The sequence below is a fragment of the Bacillales bacterium genome (assembly GCA_035700025.1).
GTDB lineage: Bacteria > Bacillota > Bacilli > Bacillales > DASSOY01 > DASSOY01.
The window spans coordinates 1-19,958 of record DASSOY010000065.1 but is presented as its reverse complement, the minus strand read 5'-3'; the positions used below and the strand labels follow the sequence as shown (position 1 = coordinate 19,958).

The following is a 19,958-nucleotide window of genomic DNA, read 5'->3' as shown; positions in this document are numbered from 1 at the left end:
GTCACGCTTCCTTCCCATGCTCCAACGTCAACTTAATCGCCCTTGTCAATATTTCCACACCGCTGCCGATCGCTTCGCGATTAAACGTCATGTCCGGATGGTGCAACCCCGGCTGCAAATCGCAGCCTAAACCGAGCATCGTCGCTTTCAAATGCGGACGTTTCAATGTGTAAAAATGGAAGTCGTCACCGCCGGGGGTTTCGATCGCCGGCAGCATGTTGCGGTGCCCGAGTACGTCGCAAATCGCATCCGCCATTATATGCTGCGCATCTTCGCTCACTTCCGAAGCCGGAATGACCGCCTGAGTGGCCAGCCGGATGTCGACGCCGAACTGGTCTTTCATCGGCTCGATGATACGCTTGAAACGATCGTCCAGCGCTTCCATCAACTGATTGGACTGTGCTCGCATGTCAACGCTGAACACCGCCGATCCCGGAATAATGTTCGCATTCTTGCCTCCCGCGCGAAACTTCGTCATTTTAATCGAATGGGGGATCATCGGATCGAGCCGCACGCGATTGATCATCGCGTTCAGCGAGGACCCGACATCAATCGCATTAATCCCTAAATGCGGACGTGCTCCGTGCGTATCTTTGCCGATAATTTTCCCTTCCACTAACCGGGATGCGCCGTGCAAAATCGCCGGAGCCGCTTTACCGAACCGTGCCTCTTCGATCGGTCGCAAATGCACGCCGTACAAATAATCGATGTCGTCGGCCACCCCAAGCTCGACCATTTTCAAAGCACCGGCGCCTTTCTCTTCCGCCGGCTGGAAAATCAACCGGACAGTACCTTCATATTCGCGCACCAGCTCTTTGGCTGTCTCAGCAACTCCGAGCACCATCGTCATGTGCGCGTCGTGCCCGCACGAGTGATTAGCGCGGAAATGCCCGCCAACCTGCTGCCACAACGCATCGATATCCGCCCGCAAAGCAACAACCGGCCGGCCGCTGCCGATTTCGCCGATCACGCCTGTGCACTCGTCAAAGGTACGCACGCGGTACCCGTGTTCCGCCAACATTTTTCGAACGTATTCAGTCGTTTCGTGTTCTTCCCAGCTGATTTCCGGATGCGCGTGAAGATGCTCGAATATGTTTGCCAAATTCATGAACGGTCCCCATCCTTTTCGTCGTTCGCGAATGAACGTGTCAATTGTGCCATGCAACGGTGAGCACGCATGAAACAAAAAGACTTCAGTCGTTTTCTATCATTATAGCAAGTTGTCTATGTTTATGTCCTCGATCAGTGAATGGTACAATAAAATTGAGGTGAGGGCCCGTGGAGGATAAGCTAGTCGTGTTCTATGACGGCGATTGCCCGCTTTGCCGGAACGCAAAAAAAGCGATCGAACGCTTCGACCGCCGGGGCAGCATCGAATGGCTTTCTTTTCGCCGTGAGGGAGTCATGGAAACGTACGATTTATACGAAAAAAAACCGGAAGAACGCATTCACAGCATTCGCATGAGCGACAGCCAAAGATTCGAAGGCATTTATACGCTGCAGCAAATTGCCATGCGCGTGCCGCGATACCGGCCGCTTGTTCCGCTGCTTCATTTGACAATTAAACTCGGTTTCGGCCAGCGATTGTACGATTCGATCGCGAAAAGACGTAAAATCGTTCCGGTCGGCCAATGCGGCAGCGAAGGATGTCCCGTTCATCTTAAACCGAACGATCGCGACGGCGAATGACCGTCCGATCGTCGTTTTTTCGTGCGATCACCTGTTCAAGATAACCCGTGCCGAGCAAGACACCCGCGACTATGAACAAGAAACCAACGATTTGCGGCAACCGGATCGTTTCGCCGAGTAACAGAGCGGAACCGACGAGGGAAAACAGCGGCGTCAAATTCATGAAGATCGCTGATTTACCCGCGCCGAGCCGATGGATCGCCAAATTATAAATCATTTGTCCCAATGCCGTCGCCACCACCGCGGACAAAACAAAAACCGTCCAGACGCCGAGAGAACCGTCCGTCAGTGCATGCACCCCATGCGGGTCCATGAACAAGCTGATCACGAACAGCAGCACGGAACCAAAGGTAAGCATGACCGCCGTCGCTTCCCGGGCGTCCAGCGTTTCCGTCAGTTTGTTGATCCAAATAAAGCTGAAGGACTGCGACAACATCGCGCCGAAAATGTACAAGGAACCGAGCGACAGTCCGCCAAGCCCGCCGTTTCCTTGCGTAATGACGAGAGAGATGCCGGCAAGCCCGGACAAAATGCCGACGAAACGAAGGACTGTCAATCGATCACCCAAAAAAACCATCGCCAACACGGACGTCGCCAACGGAATGAGCGCCAAAATGAGCGCCGCACTCGAGGCGGATGTACGATCTAAACCGACTGCGAGAAAAAATTGATTGCCGACCATGCCAAGCAAACTTCCGGCAACCGCATAAAACGATTCCTTTTTCGTTAAAGGACGGAGCCGCTTTTGAAAGATCAGCAGCAAAAACACGATCATTCCGGCGAGAAAAATCCGCAGCGAAGTAATGAGCACCGGCGGAAAATGCTGCACGAGAATTTTGATCGCGATCACATTCAGTCCCCATACCATCATGATGAAAACCAACAAACCGTAGGTGGCGAGTTGAGCCATGCAAACCCTTCTTCCCTAGAAAAAACGCCCCTTTCACACCGGGGCAGATTCTTTCGTTACGCTACCTTTTCGGAACATGACGCTCCACATCGTTCAAAATCGTCTCGATTTCTGCCAATACATCTTCCGGCAGCTGAACTTCCGCCGCCTTCACGTTTTCCTCCACTTGCGACGGTCGGCTCGCACCGACGATCGCCGAACTTACACCCGGCTGCCGCAAAATCCACGCGACGGCCAGCTGCGACAACCGAATGCCGAGTTCAGCGGCAATCGCATCGAGCTTCGCGACGCCTTCCAAAATGTCGTCATGCAAATATCGCTGAATCCAGCCGTTGATGCCTTCGTCAGCCGCTCGGCTGTCAGGCGGAACCGCCTGCCCGGGTTTATATTTGCCGGTCAAGACGCCTTGTGCGAGCGGCGAAAATACGACTTGGCCGATTCCGTGTCTTTCGCTTGCGGGCAAGACTTCTTTTTCGATGTAACGATCGAGCATGTTGTAAATCGGTTGATTCGAAACGAGCGGATGAAGGTTTCGCTCTTTTGTGATATGGACCGCATCTGTCAATTGCTCCGCCCTCCATTCACTCACTCCGTAATACAATATTTTCCCTTGACGCACCAAATCATCGAGCGCCATCAATGTTTCTTCCGTCGGTGAATGCTCGTCAAACCGGTGACATTGGTAAAGGTCGACGTAGTCGACACCTAAGCGCTGCAAACTCGCATCACATTGCTCAATGATATGTTTTCTCGACAAACCGCGGTCGTTCGGACCGTCCCCCATCGGAAAAAATACTTTCGTCGCCAATACATACGACTCGCGCGGATAGGCCGCGAGCGCCTTCCCGACAACTTTTTCCGCTTCGCCGCGGTTGTAAACATTCGCCGTATCGAAAAAATTGATGCCAAGCTCGTACGCCTTATGAATGCACTGTTCCGCAACGGTTGGGCCGACCGATTCGCCATACGTCAACCAACTGCCAAGACCGACTTCGCTAATTTTCAAACCGCTGTTTCCGAGTCTCCGATAATTCATGAAACGCCTCCCGTTACGTGATGTATCTTCTAGTGTAATCGATATTCCGCCCTCTTTCCAAACAAGAAACCCGCTTTACCGATGCGGGTCCTGAAACATGCCTTTGCTTTTGTACAGCTGCGCTTTCTCGATATAACCGCGGGCACTTTGCACGATTCGTTCTTGTTCAAGCGGCAGCAATTCCCTGACAATTTTCGCCGGAACACCGGCTGCAAGCATCCCTGCCGGCACGTTCATGCCTTCCCGTACAAGTGCGCCTGCGGCAACAAGTGCACCTTCTTCAATGACCGCGGCGTTCAAAACGGTCGCCCCCATGCCGATCAATGCGCCGTCACGAACCGTGCAGCCGTGAAGCGTCGCATTATGCCCGACAACGACGTGATCTCCAATTGCTGCCGGGAACCCTTCGTCGACATGAATAACCGCCCCGTCTTGCACGTTGGAGCCGATCCCGATCGTTACTTTGGCATTATCCGCCCGGACTACTGCGTTAAACCAGACGGACGAATCCTCTTGCAATTCAACGTCACCGATAATATGCGCTCCCGGTGCTATGTATGTGCTTGCGTGTACTTTAGGTATTTTTTCATTCAATGAGTAATTCATCCGAACCACCTCAATCTCCAATCTAGCAGAATTTGAAAACCGTTTATATAAACTATTGAACCGACAAAAGAAGAAACATTATCAAGGTATCCCCGAAAGGAAATGGCCATGATAATGTTTCATCTAATCGTTACTTGACTGTCATGAGAGGTTTAGCTCGCTCCTCATTCTATAAAAATAACAAACCAAGCAAGAACGTTACAACAATTCCGGTTATCCCCTGTACCAAAGTTGCCATGGTTTGGGCTCGATAGGCAGTGGTGACACTCATTCCGGAGAACTGCGATACGACCCAGAAATACGAGTCATTGACATGGCTGACAACCATAGCTCCGGAACCAATCGCCATTACCGCCAGTACTTGGCCAATTGGAATGTTGCCCATCATGACATCCAACCCGAGAATGGACATCAACGGCATCGCAATTGTTGAAGTTACAACCAAAGCTGTAGTCGAACTTCCCTGAGCGGTTTTCAACAAAGCCGCAATAAAAAATAGAATAAACAAGGCACCGGCACCAACGAAGATCGAGCCTTCGCCAAGTAAAGTCTTAATATAATCTGCAATCGGTGTAGCCGCGATCATCGTACCAAAGGCACCGCCAGCGCCGGTAATCATTATTATTATCGCTGCATCCTTCATGCCTTCTCCGACCCAGTTCGTTAACGCTTCTTCACCGCGATTTTTTGCCAATAACAAAAATGCGAAAATCACGCCGATAAAGAGTGCTGTGACCGGTTTCCCTACAAAATCTACGACTGTGTACAATCCACCCGACAATAAGGTTTCTTTCGAGCCATCAGGCAAAGTACCAACAGGAAAGTTCGCGATTGAGCCTAGAGCCATCAAAATGATCGGAATCAAAATCGGGGCAAAAGCCTGAAAAGCCGTTGGGATATTCCCAAAGCCGGCTTTGTATTCCTCAAAGGTTTCCTGTAATCCGGGTAGATCAGCCGGCAAATCTTTTGAAAACCTAGTTGCCCAAATGTAACCTGCAAACATTGTGAATAGGGAAACAAAAGCTCCGAATAAAATAACCCAGATTAAACCGTTTGCCCCAATCCCTAAATTCCCTGCCGCCGCAATCGGGCCTGGTGTAGGCGGGACAAATGTATGGGAAGCATACAAACCCGTTGCCAACGCCACGCTAGTTACAACTACATTGACATTGGCTTTCTTGGCTACTGACTTATTGAGGGAAGACAATACAACATAGCCGGAATCACAAAAAACAGGAATGGAAACGACCCAACCGATGACTGACATCCCCAGTGCCGGATGACGGTCACCGATCCATTTCAGAACGGTCTCAGCCATTGTTACAGCTGCGCCCGTTTTCTCCAATACTTTTCCTATTATTGTTCCAAATATGATGACTAGACCGATTTCACCAAGAATACCTCCAAATCCACTAGCCATCGTTTTTGAAATGCTTTCAATGAGCGACTTGCCAAACATGATTTGGCCGATTAAATTAGCACCAAGACCAAATAAGTAAGTTGCCGTAATAATTGATAAAAATGGATGTAATCGAAATTTTGTTGTTAGAAGAATGATGACTATGATACTGATAAACAATAGAATCAAAATATACGGCCCAGCGCTTGCTAAAGACGTATCCAAAATAATCCCTTCCTTATCAAATTTTTAATAACCGATAAATCTGTTCAGCTTGTTTCGCGATCAGAAATTCCCCATCTTTCATCGCATCTTCTAAAGTCATAGGACCGTCGGTAATGCTGAAAGCGGCGGTTAATCCTTTTTCATAAAGAGATTTCAAATCGTTCTCCATTGTGCCGGCCAAGGCAATAGTCGGGATCTTATATTGTTTGGCCAATTCAGCCAACCCAGCGACAACTTTCCCCGAAGCGGTTTGCCCGTCGATCCTTCCTTCACCTGTAAACAACACATCAAAATGGTGATGACTGAGTAATTCTTCAAGATGTAAAGTTTCGATTACAAGTCTGATCCCGGGTTTCAGCTCCGCATCCAGAAATGCCAGCAATCCAGCGGCGGTTCCCCCGGCCGCACCGGCTCCAGGGTATTGATGAACACATTTTCCTGTTTGATTCTTAATACAATCAGCCAACACCTCCAATGATTGATCCAATTGTTGCACCATGTCCAAAGTTGCTCCCTTTTGCGGGCCGAAAACTGCGGATGCGCCGTTTGAACCGATAAGTGGGTTGTTAACATCACAGGCAACCTGAAAGGCAGCCTCGCGTACCTTCTGTTTAACCTCGGATTGATCAATGGTATGCAAATGTTTAAGAGCCAATCCTCCAGGTTTGAGTTCCTTTCCATCCTGATCCAGGAAACGAAACCCGAGAGCCGATAGCAATCCTGTACCGCCATCATTTGTTGCGCTGCCGCCAAGACAAATGATAAAGTTGTCCAACCCTTGGTTTAATACGTGTGCAATCAATTGACCCGTACCGTATGTTGAAGCGACTCGCGGATCCAATTCTTCTTTCAGCAGCGTGTGCAATCCTGAAGCTGAAGCAAGCTCGACAATGGCTGTCTGCCCGTCCCCAGTAACACCATATTGTGCAACAATATTTCGCCCCAACGGATCCTGCACTTCAACCTCGTAAACCGAACCATTCGTGGCCTCGACCAAGCTGGACATCGTGCCTTCGCCACCGTCCGCCATTGGTACCAACTGCATGTCTGCATCTGGATCCACCTTACGGATCCCTTTCTCCATCGCTTTTGCTGCTTCCTTAGCTGTGACGCTTCCTTTGAATGAGTCTGGTGCAATTAGAATATTCATGGTGACCTCCGATGATGAATGCGCTTCCAACGTTAAATCCATTATACTTTCTTTCAAATACCTGCAATATCGGCAAAATAAACAAAAATCAGTATATTTAACTTGGAATTTTCGTACACTTTGTCTTCGCCTGACTATTTATTTTCTTCGATAGTTTGAAATTACTGAATTTCTCGACACCAATCAGCCATTTGTAAGGTGACAGCATCTTTAAATCGGCGTGGATCGTATCCCGTAATCTCCTTAATCCTGTCCATTCGATAAATTAACGTGTTTCGATGAATAAACAGTTGCTTCGCCGTTCTGCTTAGATTAAGATCATTTTCAAAAAAGACAACCAGGGTTTCCCGAAAATCTTCAGGCAAAGATTTCAGTACCTTCTGTTTATATATTTGTCTTTCTTTATAGTTTGTTTGATGCAATAAGAGTTGCTGTTCATATTCGTTCGCTTGAACCTCATCCCTTTCTGAAAACCCCATGGCCATTCGAATGTCTTTGAAGCACCTATTGACCTCATCTAAATTCGCTGCTTCCCGTCCGAAACCGATTCGTACACCATGGTAAACATCAGAAAAAGTCTTTCCGAGTTTCTCCCGTATGTATCCGAATCGTTTTTCCGGATGAGTCGATCCGGCAAGTAATATCACAAAAGTCTCCGTATCCACATACCCGTAAACACAATGTTGTTCAGTCAAAATAGAACGGATTTTCTCATATATCGCGCGCGGGCCAAACCCTCTTTTCGGTTGACTGAACTGCAACACACAAATTTCAAACGGTTCGATTAACTCAATTTTCAGCAAACGGCATTTTTGTTCGATTTTTTGAAAAGGAGGTTGATCCCTTAAGATTTCCTCAAGCAGGAACTCCCGTGTACGATGTTTCCATTCCACTTGTTTCATTAAATAGATTTGCTGGACCATAAGTTCCGTCATCATCACAACGAGAGCACCGAACTCTTCCACCTCTGACGGCGCACCTGAAATGCCCACGACCCCGATAATGTGCCCTTGAAATTTAATGGGAAGGTTAACACCAGGCCGTGTTCCTTCCCATTCTCCCACTTCCTTCTCACTAATAACGATAGGTTTACCGGATTCAACAACCTTCCCTGCCGCCTCATGAAAGGTATCAATCCTGTCCGGATCTCCGGAACCCAAAATAATACCTTTCTCATTCATGATGTTAATGTTTCGCCCAAGCGTTTGCATCGTTTCCTGGACAATGTTCCTTGCGATTTCAGAAGTAAGCACACTTTTTCACCTGTTCCCCATGTAAAGGTTTCTTTGCAAACAACTAATTCAATACAAAATCTTAAGAAATTCCTCTTTCGAGATTTTGTCGAAATAATGGCCGGTATCAATGTCCGAAAGAGCTTCTTCCAAAGCCTTATGCTCATAACGAGCGCCAACCAAACGTTGTTCCACTTCTTCAACATCCCCCAACCCGAAAAAATCGCCGAAAATCGCTGCTTCTTCAATGACACCTTTGTTTACTTGCAGCCGGACGTCAACCGTTCCCGCCGGAAACCGCTCTCGATGTTTCACATTAAACCGCGGAGATTTGCTGAAATTCCAGTCCCAGTTTTTGTACCGCGTCGCGATAATTTCATGGATCCCGAGCCAATCGTCGTCCGTCAACCGGTATTCTGGTACGTCTTTGACGTCTTCGACGTCAAAAATCGCTTTCAACAGTTCCTTACGGAACTCATCAATGTCCATATCGCGATCGAGATGTTCGCGAATGTTCGTCACCCGGCTGCGCACCGATTTGACACCTTTCGACTCATACTTCTCCGGATTCGGCGTCAAGGCCTTGTCGACGTTATCCAAGTTCACGTCAAACAACAGCGTTCCGTGGCTGAACATTCTTCCTTTCATCGCAAACTGGGCATTCCCGGAAACTTTTTTTCCATTCACCTCAATATCGTTTCGCCCGGTCAACGTTGCATCGACGCCTAACTTCTTCAGTGCGCGGATGACCGGCTCGGTGAATTTTTCGAAATTTTGAAAGCCGTCGCCGTCGTCTTTCGTAATGAAACTGAAGCTTAAGTCGCCTTCGTCATTATAAACGGCACCGCCGCCGGACAACCGGCGAACGACGTTAACCGCATTTTCCCTGACAAATTCGGCATTAATCTCTTCCATCGTGTTTTGATTTTTGCCGACAATGATCGACGGCTCCATGCTGTAAAACATCAAATACGTTTCATTCGGATCGAGATGACGTAAGATGTACTCTTCAATCCCGAGATTGACCGCGGGATCAAGAATATTGTCGTTGTTCACATACAACATAGTTCGTTTGCCTCCTATCGAAAACCTGACTTCATTGTAGAAGAACGGTTCCGATCGGGCAAACGTTAAGACGCCGCTAACGTCCCCATGTCCAACCCGTATAAGCCAGCTGCACGTCCCCGTTATAAATTTCGCGAGCTTGGCGAACAAGCTCTTCATGGTTCCCGAAATGGGGCAAATGCGTCAGCAGCAACCGACCGACCCCGGCATCGGAAGCGATGGACGCCGCTTCCGTACACGTCATATGACCGGCTGCCGAAGCGTCTTGTCCCGCGTAAAAATTACTTTCGCAAACGAGCAAATCCGCCCCTTCGGCAAACTTCGCAAAACCCGGCAAATAAGCAGAATCCGCGGTATAAACGATCGAATCGCGACCGTCGGTGATCTTCATCGCATAGCAGTCGACCGGATGTTTCGTCTTCATGAAAGAAACCGAAAACGGACCGATGCTGAGTATGCCGTTCGGATCATAGGCTTGTCCCTGCGTATACGTTTTATAGGACAATCGAGCAAAACCGTCTTCATCTTCCCGATGACCGTAGATCGGAAGCACCGGAAGCGGACCGGTCGTGTACGACTCGACGAGACGCGCAAACTGAAGCGGACCGATATCCGCGACATGGTCGTGATGATAATGGGAAACAAGGACGGCATCCAACTCGCGGATCCCGGAAAAACTTTGCAATTGCGCCAACACGCCGCTTCCGCAATCGACAAGCAATCGAAACCCGCCGCATTCCAGCAAGTAACCCGACGTTGCCGATTTTTCCGCGGGATAACCGCCCCAATACCCGATAACAGTCCATTTCATTGAAAATCGACCTCCGTTCACACAGCTTTTCCCATCATTATAACCGATGTCCGAGATCGAAAAAACGGCTGTCCCGCACTCAATAGAGACGAACCGTGTTTCCGAGCGTAACGGTGACGTAGCGATTTCTCTCTTCCCGAAAAGAGCTCGACGTATCCGCAACCGTCTCGCGTCCAGAGAGCTGAGCCAGATGGGCAAAGTTCGGCCGTCCGGCTTCGTTCATCAAATACGCGGATCGCTGTGCTCCCGGACGTCTTAACCGGTTCAACGTTTCAATGATCGCTTCCGCGTTTCGAATGCCGATGCCGTGGCCGAAATAAAGGCCATTGCCTAAATCGATCACGTTTTCTCCTTGCCACTCCATATGCTGCGGGTTGACGTCTGGATTTTTAAAATAACGAACATCCCCGGGAAGGTACTCGCGCGGCACGTCCCAAGTCAATCCGAGATCCCTGTCGTATTCCCAGTCCCATAAGACAATGTTGGAAAAATACTGATTGAACGCTTGCCTGCCGATCGTATCAAGGATGGCTTTATATAAAATTAAAACCATCGCCGTGGCACATTCGAAAGCATAGAGTGAGCCGTTCACAAAGACGTCATTGATGGCGGCTGCCGGTTCCGCGCCGGGGCGGAGGTGCAACGCCCCGTTCGGGCGAACCTGCCAATATTGCTGATTCCCTCTTGTTTCGTAAAATGTCGCGAAACTCGCGCCGCTCCGGTTCAATAAATGCGCCGCATGAACGATCGCGTTTCTCATTTCCATCTCGAAATTAAATTCACGTGCCGAGCGATAGCGATAAATGATGTCGCTCCGCCGCATTTGCTCGATCATCGTTCTTGAAAGCTCCCGGGACAACCAATAGTCGGAGACGACCCCTTCGCCCGCGCTCGTGTCGGCGATTTCAATCATCGTTTTCCCTCCCTTGCGCCGCTTTCAGCTGTTTTTTCATGGAAAGCTGCATCCATCGCACCCACTCGTCATCATTTTCCCGCCTCTTTCGGAATGACAAACCGGCAAGCCGTTTCTGTTGCTCAAGCGGGAGAACCTCGAATCGCTCCCACGTCCTTCTTTCTTGCTTCGTCAGCTTCACGATAGGAGTGCCGTCTTCGACGGAAACAAAATGGCCTCCGTATTTTGCCGCATAAACGAGCACGTAGGGGGTCGGATGGGAAAACGTATCGAACGTTTCTCCTTTGTAACGAAGGTACGGACCGTTTTCCTCCATCCAGCGCAAAAAAGCGGTGAACGGTTTCGTATCGTCCTTCTCGTCCTGCTTGTTGATTCCGGGAACAAAGCCAAGCATTTTTCTGGCGCAGGCGGCTTCCTTTGAATCCGCAGAACGCAATTTGTCTGCAATGAGCGTAAGACTATGCGGGTTTTTCGCCTCCAAAAACGCGGTGACGAGATAATGATAGGGCAAATCGTTCCGGCAACGATAAAAAATCGCATCAGCGACGGTCGGGAGAAGTGAGTGATCGCGGAAAACCATCGTCAGCAGCGCGGCCGCTTCGTCGATCTTTTTTAAGTAGCCGGCATCAATGGTTTCCGTTGCCCCTGTCGTGACGATCCATTTTAAAGAAGGATGCACAGATTGAACGTCGCTGCTTAACGTCCATTGATCCTCCCGCAACCACTCAAGCGCTGTCCGCGTACGCCAATGCATGACTTCGATAAATCCGAATTGCTCAATCTCCTTCCGCAGCGCATACACGGTCGGAAAACTAAGACGGCGGTCGTTTAAATCAGCGACCGCTTGCTCTTCTCGTTTCTCCGCTAGGTTTCGAAAAGACGCAACAACTGCCTCGATGCCGCGCTTTTTCCTCACTTCGTCTAGAAATGCTGCGCCTTCCCGCCCTTCTTCCTTCAAAACGAAACACCTCCGGATCGTTTCGGTTCTTCAACCATTGTATTCTGGAAAAAGGCAAAAAGAACGACCCGGGATCTCCCGGGCCGCGCTCATCCAGTTACCGGACCGTGTTCGTACGGTTTCAACAAGGCATAGAGTGTGCGTACCGTCGGCAAATCGATCCCTTTTGCCTCCGCCATCCGGATTGCTCCGCCCTGAAGGGCTTCGACTTCAATCGGCACCCCTTTGCGAAAGTCTTGGTGCATCGAGGACGTTCCATTTGCAGGCAATCCATGAATCCGTTCAACGGCCTCTTCTTCGAATCGTTTATCAAGCACAACCCCATTCGCTTTCGCCAACTCTTTCATTTCTCGCAACGCTTGCCTGAACAACGCCAATGCCGCAGGCGTGTCGCGAATCGTTCCGATCTCCAGCCGGCTGGCCGTCGTTGCACCGGAAAAAGCGGTAATAAAAGCATATTTTTGCCAAAGCATGGTTGAAATATCATCGCTGTTCGTGACTTTTACGTTCGCCGATCGCCATTCCGATTCCAATTCGCGGCAAAACTCGGCTTGTGAAGGATCGAGCGCACCGAAAATAAAATGGTGCATTTCGCTCGTGTGCACGATCCAACCGCGTGAATCAAGCGTCGCGATAATATAGGCAAGCCCGCCGATCACGTTTTCTTTGCCGAACGCCCGTTGGAACGTCTCAAAGTGTTCCATCCCGTTTAAGAAAGGGAGAATCTTTGCCCCTTTTCTCACGAGCGTTTCGAGTTGCGGCATCGCGCCTTCGACATGGTAACCTTTTACCGTGACCAATACGACATCGCATGCCGGGATGTCATTGGCATCCGTATACCAGGCGACATTTCCAGCCGAATAGCTGCCTTGCACGCTTTCAAGCTTCAGCCCATAGTCGCGAAGCTGTTCTGCCCTCCCGTCCCTGACCAAAAATACCGCGTCCTTACCGGCTTCGAGCAGCCGGCAGCCAAGGTAGCCGCCGACCGCACCTGCTCCGAGAATGACTATGTTCACATCGATCGCCCCCTTTACACTGTAACGTGGCTGAGAAACTTCGACACTTCGTTCAAGGCGTCAAAATCGTGGATGTCTTCTTCCAACAGCGGGATGTGAATCACCTGCTGATCCCCGAACCATTCAGTGATCATTTCCAAATATTCTTGTTCGCGTTGTTTTCTTTTCCGAAAAAATGTTCCGTCGACTTCGTCAGGGAGCACTTTGTTCACGACCAACGTATGGACGCGCAGATCGTGATGCGACAACTGATGAACCGCTTTCTTCGTTTCCATGATCGGAAGCCGTTCCGGATTCAACACGAAAACAAAACCGGTTTGCCCGTCGTCCAGCAAAATTTCCCGTACCCGGCGAAACCGTTCTTTCCGCCGATTCAACAAGTCGTAAACCGGATCGTCCGGCGCTTCTCCATCGCCGAGCCAGCGCGAATAATCGTTTTGAAATTTTCGCCTTCGTTGCAGCATACCCTCAATCCAGACGCCCATTAGTTCCGGCAGCGTCAACAACCGGATCGTATGTCCCGTAGGTGCCGTATCGAAGACAAGCCTGTCGTAGTTGACGCTTTCATCAAGGATGAGCGAAACGATCCGGTCGAAAAGTGCAGCCTCGTCGGCTCCCGGCGCGGATCCGGCCATGTCGATTTGCCGGAACACTTCTTGTTTCATCGACGGTTTAACGAGGTTACGCAAATTTTCCTTGACCCCCGCTAAATAATGTTTCGATTCTTTTTCCGAATCGATCTCACAGGCAGCCAACCGCGGCCGTACTTGCTGGATCGTGCCGCCGATGTCGACCCCGAAAATGTCGCCCGTATTATGAGCAGGGTCGGTCGACACAAGCAATGTGTTCCTCCCGCTGTTCGCGCTTTGCAGCGCATAAGCCGCCGATACCGTCGACTTGCCGACGCCGCCTTTCCCGCCGAAAAATACGACTTTCTTTTCATTTTCCCCCATTCGACTCATCCTCCTCCCTGAGACCTTGTATACGGTTTAACAGCAGCGAATGCCTTCCAACGGCGACCGTTCCATCCCCATCCTTTTGTGCCATTCATGAAACCGCTCGACGATGACCGGATACAACTCAAGCGTATAATACGACACGGGATTCGGAATGCCGAGCATTTCCGAAAAGCAAAGCAAAAGGAACAAGTCATCCTCGTCGCGAATTTCTCTTTTCACCGCAGCTTTATGTTCGAGGCTGATGACTTCGTCGTAAAACTCAAGCCATTTTTTGAAGGAAAATTTACGTTTTTTCATTTCCATCCTCTCCTTCGTTTCGCATCGATTCCATTCTCTCGACAATGATCTCGGCATTGGTAACACCGTCGGGATTCAGCCAACTTCCATTATAAAAAACCGCTTTGCGCCGCAGCGCGAAAAGCAACGAACGAAGCAGCGAGGTTGTCCCGATCTTTCGTCTTCTCCAATGCTTTAGCAAATACGCAGCAATGGAAAAATGGTTACGCGGGTCAAGCAATACGATCGAGACCGACTCTCCGTAAGTTGCGCGGATGTTTCGATAAATTGCGCCGACCTCGCCCATGTCGTTGCGTACGTGCTGAAACGTGTCTGCCATACCGACACCGTTTTCCTGTTTGCAACATTGCTTTGCTTCCGCATTCCCAACCTTCATCGTCTTGTCAGACCGTCTCGCCAAATTGCTGATGAACCCGTCATCAGTTACGCCTCCGCATCAGTCGCCGCCGATCTGCGGCAAGACTCGGATCATCATGACTTCGTCTCCCACCGAAACCCCTCCTTTCACTAACAGTAAAAAAGGATCGGCATCCTCCTGCCGATCCCGCATGAAAAAAACAACCTTATTAAGCAGAAATGTCTTCGAATTTCGTTTTGTTCGAAAATACGGCAATGGCTTCAACGATGACCCAGAGCGCGAACACGAGAATAATCACTCCGAAGATGAAAAGCAGCGGCTGGAAATCCGCCCCGCCGGTTCCCATCCATTGGAAAAACACTTGTTGAATCATCGCCCATACGGTCATGAACAACAAAAAGATCATCGGCGCCAGTGTGAACAAGTAATTTTTGCCTTGGCGATGGAGCCAAAGCGAGACAAGCATCAAGCTGATTCCGGCAAGCAATTGATTGCTCGTTCCGAACAACGGCCAAAGCAAATAACCTCCGGACCCGAACCCTTTCGGCCCTTGCGGAAGCAAGGTCAACGCCGCTGTAGAGACAACGGAAATCGTCGTCGCGACATGCGTCTTCGTTATCGACGGAATCTTATATTCTTCGCCGATTTCAGCGACAATGTAACGCATTAAACGAACGGACGTATCAAGTGTCGTCGCCGCAAAGCTGATGACGATGATCGCCACGATGGTTTCGGCTGCGCTCGCCGGTATACCGATGCCGGTGGCAAGCTGGCCTGCGCCTTTCACAAAGTTCCCTAATCCGTTCGCACCTGCACTGGAGAATGAGCTGTAAGATTGATTGAAAGCTTCCGTCGTCGGAAACAACGTGATGACGGCGAGAATCGAGATTAAAGCAAGCGAACCTTCGCCGATGGCACCGAAATAACCGACAAACCGTGCGTCTTTTTCATTGTCCAACTGTTTGGAAGACGTTCCCGAAGATACGAGCCCATGAAATCCGGAGATGGCTCCGCAGGCGATCGTAATGAACAAGAGCGGAAACCACGAGATGTCCGCACTCGGGTTCGTAGCCGGTGCCGTCACTTGCGGATGCGAGAACAGCAGTCCTAAATACAACATCGCTAATCCGACGACAAGCTGATGCGAATTGATGTAATCACGCGGCTGCAACAACTTCCAAACCGGCATCGTAGATGCAATGTACACGTAGATCATTAAAATGACGATCCAAACGAAAAACGCCATCGCCGTTCCGTCCAACCCCATTATCACCGGATGGTCCGCGCCGCCAAAATAGGCAATCAGATCGATTTGCAGAAATGGAACGTACGTCGCCAAAATTGCGGTTCCGTACATGACGACAAGTGCGACGATCGACGGCATCAACATGCTTCCCGATTTCTTGTAAACTTTGTAACCGATCCAAATCGCAAGTGGAATTTGGATGAAGATCGAGAGGATGCTGGCCGGAAACGAGACAAACAATTTTGCGATCGCCCAAGCAAAAACAGCGTTCACCATCAAGACGAGGATGAGAATGATAAACAAAAACAACAATTTCGAGCGTTGGCCGACGAGGCGATTGGCGAGTGTCCCGACCGAATGGCCTTTGTGACGAACCGATAAAACCAACGTTCCAAAATCGTGGACGCCCGCGGCAAAAATCGTTCCGAGCACGACCCATAACAGTGCGGGCAGCCATCCCCAAAAGACGGCAATGGCGGGGCCGATGATCGGCGCAGCGCCGGCAACCGAGGAAAAGTGATGACCCCAAAGGACGTACTTATTCGTTGGAACGTAGTCCACTCCATCGTTAACCTCATGGGCTGGGGTTTTGTAGTTCGCGTCGAGGCGGAACACTTTTTCCGCAATGAAATACGAGTAATAACGATAAGCCAAAAAAAATGCAACAAGACCAAAAACAGCCAACCAGACAGCATTCATGATAAACCCTCCTTTTCAAATTTTTTCAAAACGGTTTCGATTAAATTATAGAAAATTCTCTTAATAGAGTCAATATAAGCAATTCATACTTTTGTATCTTTTATATCCGAAGCGGTTCACTACTATTCTTGCGTCTTTTCAGGAGCAAATGCCCACTTTTGTCCTGTTATTGTAAGAAAAATAACAAATCTCGTCGTTGAACCCTCTCATCCGCATAAATCCAATCTATTTTTGTGGAATTCCCTGTTTTCCCTCAGGCAACGTTTTTGGCATAATGATAAGAAATGGCACAAGGGGGATAAAAATGACGAAGAAAAAATTTGCAACAATAATGGTAATGGCCGTGCTCGCCTTCGCTCTGGCCGCATGCGGAAGCAGCGGAAACGGAAACGGTGGAGACGCCGATAAGAACGCCGCCGGCGAAAACAACAGCGGTGATAAAAGCGGCGAAAGCAGCGGAAAACAGTTGATCGTCGCCACTGACAATAGTTTTGTACCTTTCGAATTTCTGAACAAAGATACCGGAGAAATTCAAGGGTTTGACATTGATCTCATTCGCGCGGTTGCCAAAGAAGCGAACTTAAACATCAAAATCAAACCGATGGATTTTAAAGGCGTACTCGCCGGGCTGAAATCGGGACGCTGGGACATGGGCATCGCCGGAATTACGATAACTGAAGAACGCGACCAATCGATCGACTTCTCCGATCCTTATTACGATGCCGGTATCATTCTCGCCGTTCAGGCAAACAACAGCGAAATCAAAAGCGTGGACGATCTCGCCGGCAAAACGGTAGCGACGAGAACCGGTACAACGAGCCAATATTATTTGGAAGACAACGTTCCGAAAGCGAAAATCAAAACATATCCGAAAATCACGCAAGCCTATCAATCACTCGCAACCGGACGCGTCGACGCCGTCTTGTACGATTTGCCGAACGTCAAGTATTACATTAAAACGAAGGGCGACGGCAAACTGAAAACGGTCGGCGATCGCTTGACCGCCGAGCAGTACGGCATCGCGTTCCAGGAAGATTCGAAGCTTGTAGATAAAGTCAACGAAGCGTTGGCTGCGATTAAGGAAAACGGCACTTACAAAGAGATTTATGAGAAATGGTTCGGCAAAATGCCGGAAAGCAAGTAACTTTATACGGAACGAGGGGCGTGACAATTTTGTTGTCACGCTCTGTCATGAAGACCAATAATTCGGCGAAATGAGGAGTTTACGAAATGTACGGATTATTAATGGCAAGCAATTGGTTTCAACCTTTTCAAGAAGCATTTCCTCTCATCTTGCAAGGTTTTTGGATTACGATCGAAGTAATTGTGGTCGGCTTCTTTTTCGGGTTTATTATCGGAGCTTTCACAGGGCTCGGCCGGCTGTCCAACAATAGATTCATTTACGGCATCGTGACCGTGTACGTGGAAACCATTCGCGGCACGCCGATCTTGATTCAAATTTTATTTATTTACTACGGTTTGGCCGCGTTGCTGGACATTAATTTCAGCGCAATGACTGCGGCGTTTATTTCTTTGGCGGTGAACTCCGGCGCTTATATCGCGGAAATCGTTCGCGGAGCGGTGCATTCCATTGATAAAGGGCAATCGGAAGCGGGTCGGTCGATTGGCTTGACGAAAAACCAAACGATGCGCTACATTATCTGGCCGCAAGCGATCAAGCGAATGATTCCTCCGCTCGGCAACCAGTTCATCATCAGTTTGAAAGACAGTTCACTCATGTCGATCATCGCCCTCGGCGAAATCGTTTACCAAGGACAACAATACATCGCGACCACATTCAATATCGCCCAAACTTACATTTTGATCGCGCTCGCCTATCTAATTATCACCATACCGTTTTCAGTGATTTTGCGAGGGTTTGAAAGGAGACTGGACGTCTAATGATCGAAGTAAAAGATTTGCATAAATATTTCGGGGACTTGGAGGTCCTGAAAGGCATCAATGCTTCCATCGCTGAACAAGAAGTAGTTTGCGTCGTTGGGCCGTCCGGTTCCGGAAAAAGCACGTTTTTGCGCTGCTTGAATTTGCTTGAGGATATCACCTCAGGAAAAGTAATCATTAACGATCACGATTTGACGGATCCTGAAACGAACATCAACATGGTGCGAACAGAAGTCGGCATGGTGTTTCAGCACTTCAACTTGTTTCCACACATGAACGTGCTCGAAAACATTACACTCGGGCCGACCAAAGTGAAAAAGATGAACAAAAACGCGGCAAAAGAAGCCGCAAAGGAATTGCTAGACAAAGTCGGCTTGGCCGACAAAGCGGAAGTGTATCCAGAAAGTTTGTCCGGCGGACAAAAACAGCGCGTCGCCATCGCCCGCGCCTTAGCGATGAATCCAAAAGTGATGTTGTTCGATGAACCGACCTCAGCGCTCGATCCCGAACTCGTCGGCGATGTTCTTGAAGTCATGAAAAACTTGGCGAGAGAAGGGATGACGATGGTCGTCGTCACGCACGAAATGGGCTTTGCCCGCGAAGTCGGCGACCGCGTATTGTTTATGGATGAAGGCATCATCATGGAAGAAAACACGCCTGAAGAAATCTTCACGAATCCGCAAAACCCGCGGACGCAAGAATTTTTAAGCAAAGTTTTATAAAAAAGACAGCCCCTTGCCGCAACGGCAAGGGACTGTCTTTTATTCCTCGATTTCGGGAAGCACGGTTTTGGCAATTTTACCGTCAAGGTTTTCGTAATCGTAATAGTGAATGGTTTCATACAGCTCTTCGCGGGTTTGCATATGTTCCAAAAAGCCTTTTTGCGTATCTTGATCGCGAATCGCCCGAAATACCCGCTCGTATGCCTTCGCCGCCACCCGCATGGACGTAACCGGATAGATGACCATGCTGAAACCGAAGGCTTCAAATTCCTTTGCCCGGTAATACGGTGTTCGGCCAAACTCCGTCATGTTCGCCAACAGCGGAACATCGATCGCTTCGCTCACTTTCCGAAAATCCTGCTCCTTGCTGAACGCCTCCGGGAAAATCGCGTCCGCTCCCGCCTCGACATACCGTCGCGCGCGTTCAATCGCGCGGTCGACGCCTTCCACCGCCTTCGCATCCGTCCTGGCAATCACGACGAGATCCGGAGCCGTCTCCTTAATCGTCGCGATTTTTTGCGCCATTTCCTCTTCGCTCACCAGTTTCTTTCCGTTCAAATGCCCGCATTTCTTCGGCAAATCTTGATCTTCAATTTGCACGGCGGCGGCGCCGGCCTCGGTCATTTCGCGTGCCGTTCGCGCGACGTTCAACACACCGCCGTAACCGGTATCGATGTCGACCAACAATGGCAATCCGGCGGCACGAACGATTTCCCGCGCCCGTTCCGCCATTTCTGTGGAACTGATAACGCCGAGATCCGGCAG

Annotated in this window: 21 protein-coding genes; 4 read left to right on the top strand and 17 right to left on the bottom strand. The window is 49.5% G+C overall.

Annotated features, from left to right (window positions below):
• Nucleotide 1 precedes the first annotated feature (1 nt).
• On the bottom strand, nucleotides 2–1,108 hold the full coding sequence (locus VFK44_10800) for a M20 peptidase aminoacylase family protein (protein ID HET7628866.1): 1,107 nt from the start codon (nucleotides 1,106–1,108) through the stop codon (nucleotides 2–4).
• Nucleotides 1,109–1,278: 170 nt separating this feature from the next.
• Between VFK44_10800 and VFK44_10795 the strand changes: the two genes are divergently transcribed.
• Complete coding sequence (locus VFK44_10795; GenBank protein ID HET7628865.1) at nucleotides 1,279–1,689, top strand: DUF393 domain-containing protein; 411 nt, start codon at nucleotides 1,279–1,281, stop codon at nucleotides 1,687–1,689.
• On the opposite strand, the gene VFK44_10790 is transcribed toward VFK44_10795, so the two are convergent.
• The 15 genes from VFK44_10790 to VFK44_10720 all read right to left on the bottom strand — a co-directional run bounded on the left by VFK44_10790 (nucleotide 1,661) and on the right by VFK44_10720 (nucleotide 16,569).
• Complete coding sequence (locus tag VFK44_10790; protein ID HET7628864.1) at nucleotides 1,661–2,599, bottom strand: DMT family transporter; 939 nt, start codon at nucleotides 2,597–2,599, stop codon at nucleotides 1,661–1,663. The genes VFK44_10795 and VFK44_10790 overlap by 29 nt on opposite strands.
• A gap of 61 nt (nucleotides 2,600–2,660) precedes the next feature.
• The gene (locus VFK44_10785; protein ID HET7628863.1) at nucleotides 2,661–3,635 is read right to left on the bottom strand and encodes an aldo/keto reductase family protein; all 975 of its coding nucleotides are present in this window, start codon (nucleotides 3,633–3,635) and stop codon (nucleotides 2,661–2,663) included.
• 75 nt (nucleotides 3,636–3,710) lie between these two features.
• Nucleotides 3,711–4,241: a gamma carbonic anhydrase family protein gene (locus tag VFK44_10780; protein HET7628862.1), complete on the bottom strand. Its 531-nt coding sequence runs from the start codon at nucleotides 4,239–4,241 to the stop codon at nucleotides 3,711–3,713.
• A 169-nt stretch (nucleotides 4,242–4,410) separates the two neighbouring features.
• A complete protein-coding gene (locus tag VFK44_10775) occupies nucleotides 4,411–5,865 on the bottom strand; it encodes a GntP family permease (GenBank protein ID HET7628861.1) in 1,455 nt (484 codons plus the stop codon).
• A gap of 16 nt (nucleotides 5,866–5,881) precedes the next feature.
• Nucleotides 5,882–7,057 carry a glycerate kinase gene (locus VFK44_10770; protein ID HET7628860.1) on the bottom strand — a complete coding sequence of 392 codons (1,176 nt, stop codon included), beginning with the start codon at nucleotides 7,055–7,057 and terminating at the stop codon, nucleotides 5,882–5,884.
• 119 nt (nucleotides 7,058–7,176) lie between these two features.
• The gene (locus VFK44_10765; GenBank protein ID HET7628859.1) at nucleotides 7,177–8,268 is read right to left on the bottom strand and encodes a sugar diacid recognition domain-containing protein; all 1,092 of its coding nucleotides are present in this window, start codon (nucleotides 8,266–8,268) and stop codon (nucleotides 7,177–7,179) included.
• Between the two features lie 48 nt (nucleotides 8,269–8,316).
• A complete protein-coding gene (locus tag VFK44_10760; protein ID HET7628858.1) occupies nucleotides 8,317–9,312 on the bottom strand; it encodes a lipoate--protein ligase in 996 nt (331 codons plus the stop codon).
• A gap of 76 nt (nucleotides 9,313–9,388) precedes the next feature.
• Nucleotides 9,389–10,123 carry an MBL fold metallo-hydrolase gene (locus VFK44_10755; protein ID HET7628857.1) on the bottom strand — a complete coding sequence of 245 codons (735 nt, stop codon included), beginning with the start codon at nucleotides 10,121–10,123 and terminating at the stop codon, nucleotides 9,389–9,391.
• Nucleotides 10,124–10,202: 79 nt separating this feature from the next.
• Nucleotides 10,203–11,036, bottom strand: coding sequence for a protein-glutamine gamma-glutamyltransferase (locus VFK44_10750; GenBank protein HET7628856.1), 834 nt, complete (start codon nucleotides 11,034–11,036; stop codon nucleotides 10,203–10,205).
• Nucleotides 11,029–11,994, bottom strand: coding sequence for a hypothetical protein (locus tag VFK44_10745; GenBank protein HET7628855.1), 966 nt, complete (start codon nucleotides 11,992–11,994; stop codon nucleotides 11,029–11,031). Before VFK44_10745 ends, VFK44_10750 begins: the two co-directional genes overlap by 8 nt.
• Before the next feature lie 89 nt (nucleotides 11,995–12,083).
• Nucleotides 12,084–13,010 carry a ketopantoate reductase family protein gene (locus VFK44_10740; GenBank protein ID HET7628854.1) on the bottom strand — a complete coding sequence of 309 codons (927 nt, stop codon included), beginning with the start codon at nucleotides 13,008–13,010 and terminating at the stop codon, nucleotides 12,084–12,086.
• A gap of 14 nt (nucleotides 13,011–13,024) precedes the next feature.
• Nucleotides 13,025–13,963, bottom strand: coding sequence for an ArsA family ATPase (locus VFK44_10735; GenBank protein ID HET7628853.1), 939 nt, complete (start codon nucleotides 13,961–13,963; stop codon nucleotides 13,025–13,027).
• Nucleotides 13,964–13,999: 36 nt separating this feature from the next.
• Entirely contained in the window at nucleotides 14,000–14,266 is a 267-nt protein-coding gene (locus tag VFK44_10730; protein HET7628852.1) for a cory-CC-star protein, read from the bottom strand.
• Nucleotides 14,253–14,666, bottom strand: a complete 414-nt coding sequence (locus tag VFK44_10725) for a hypothetical protein (protein ID HET7628851.1) — start codon at nucleotides 14,664–14,666, stop codon at nucleotides 14,253–14,255. Before VFK44_10725 ends, VFK44_10730 begins: the two co-directional genes overlap by 14 nt.
• 166 nt (nucleotides 14,667–14,832) lie before the next feature.
• Entirely contained in the window at nucleotides 14,833–16,569 is a 1,737-nt protein-coding gene (locus VFK44_10720) for a carbon starvation protein A (protein HET7628850.1), read from the bottom strand.
• A 304-nt stretch (nucleotides 16,570–16,873) separates the two neighbouring features.
• On the opposite strand from VFK44_10720, the gene VFK44_10715 reads away from it, so the two are divergent.
• The 3 genes from VFK44_10715 to VFK44_10705 all read left to right on the top strand — a co-directional run bounded on the left by VFK44_10715 (nucleotide 16,874) and on the right by VFK44_10705 (nucleotide 19,193).
• Entirely contained in the window at nucleotides 16,874–17,713 is an 840-nt protein-coding gene (locus tag VFK44_10715; GenBank protein ID HET7628849.1) for a glutamine ABC transporter substrate-binding protein, read from the top strand.
• 86 nt (nucleotides 17,714–17,799) lie between these two features.
• Nucleotides 17,800–18,471, top strand: a complete 672-nt coding sequence (locus tag VFK44_10710; GenBank protein ID HET7628848.1) for an amino acid ABC transporter permease — start codon at nucleotides 17,800–17,802, stop codon at nucleotides 18,469–18,471.
• Nucleotides 18,471–19,193 (top strand): amino acid ABC transporter ATP-binding protein, encoded by a 723-nt coding sequence (locus tag VFK44_10705; GenBank protein ID HET7628847.1) that lies wholly within the window; start codon nucleotides 18,471–18,473, stop codon nucleotides 19,191–19,193. Before VFK44_10710 ends, VFK44_10705 begins: the two co-directional genes overlap by 1 nt.
• A 39-nt stretch (nucleotides 19,194–19,232) precedes the next feature.
• Here the strand turns inward: VFK44_10705 and VFK44_10700 are convergent.
• A partial coding sequence (locus VFK44_10700; protein HET7628846.1) for an isocitrate lyase/phosphoenolpyruvate mutase family protein occupies nucleotides 19,233–19,958 on the bottom strand: 726 nt, incomplete at its 5' end.

What these genes read in the sequence shown, in the direction of transcription:
- VFK44_10770 (HET7628860.1), bottom strand. Translation starts at nt 7,057, where the DNA reads ATGGATTTAACGTTGGAAGCGCATTCATCATCGGAGGTCACCATGAAT.
- VFK44_10780 (HET7628862.1), bottom strand. Translation starts at nt 4,241, where the DNA reads ATGAATTACTCATTGAATGAAAAAATACCTAAAGTACACGCAAGCACA.
- VFK44_10785 (HET7628863.1), bottom strand. Translation starts at nt 3,635, where the DNA reads ATGAATTATCGGAGACTCGGAAACAGCGGTTTGAAAATTAGCGAAGTC.
- VFK44_10755 (HET7628857.1), bottom strand. Translation starts at nt 10,123, where the DNA reads ATGAAATGGACTGTTATCGGGTATTGGGGCGGTTATCCCGCGGAAAAA.
- VFK44_10760 (HET7628858.1), bottom strand. Translation starts at nt 9,312, where the DNA reads ATGTTGTATGTGAACAACGACAATATTCTTGATCCCGCGGTCAATCTC.
- VFK44_10720 (HET7628850.1), bottom strand. Translation starts at nt 16,569, where the DNA reads ATGAATGCTGTCTGGTTGGCTGTTTTTGGTCTTGTTGCATTTTTTTTG.
- VFK44_10730 (HET7628852.1), bottom strand. Translation starts at nt 14,266, where the DNA reads ATGAAAAAACGTAAATTTTCCTTCAAAAAATGGCTTGAGTTTTACGAC.
- VFK44_10715 (HET7628849.1), top strand. Translation starts at nt 16,874, where the DNA reads ATGACGAAGAAAAAATTTGCAACAATAATGGTAATGGCCGTGCTCGCC.
- VFK44_10705 (HET7628847.1), top strand. Translation starts at nt 18,471, where the DNA reads ATGATCGAAGTAAAAGATTTGCATAAATATTTCGGGGACTTGGAGGTC.
- VFK44_10710 (HET7628848.1), top strand. Translation starts at nt 17,800, where the DNA reads ATGTACGGATTATTAATGGCAAGCAATTGGTTTCAACCTTTTCAAGAA.
- VFK44_10800 (HET7628866.1), bottom strand. Translation starts at nt 1,108, where the DNA reads ATGAATTTGGCAAACATATTCGAGCATCTTCACGCGCATCCGGAAATC.
- VFK44_10790 (HET7628864.1), bottom strand. Translation starts at nt 2,599, where the DNA reads ATGGCTCAACTCGCCACCTACGGTTTGTTGGTTTTCATCATGATGGTA.
- VFK44_10750 (HET7628856.1), bottom strand. Translation starts at nt 11,036, where the DNA reads ATGATTGAAATCGCCGACACGAGCGCGGGCGAAGGGGTCGTCTCCGAC.
- VFK44_10735 (HET7628853.1), bottom strand. Translation starts at nt 13,963, where the DNA reads ATGGGGGAAAATGAAAAGAAAGTCGTATTTTTCGGCGGGAAAGGCGGC.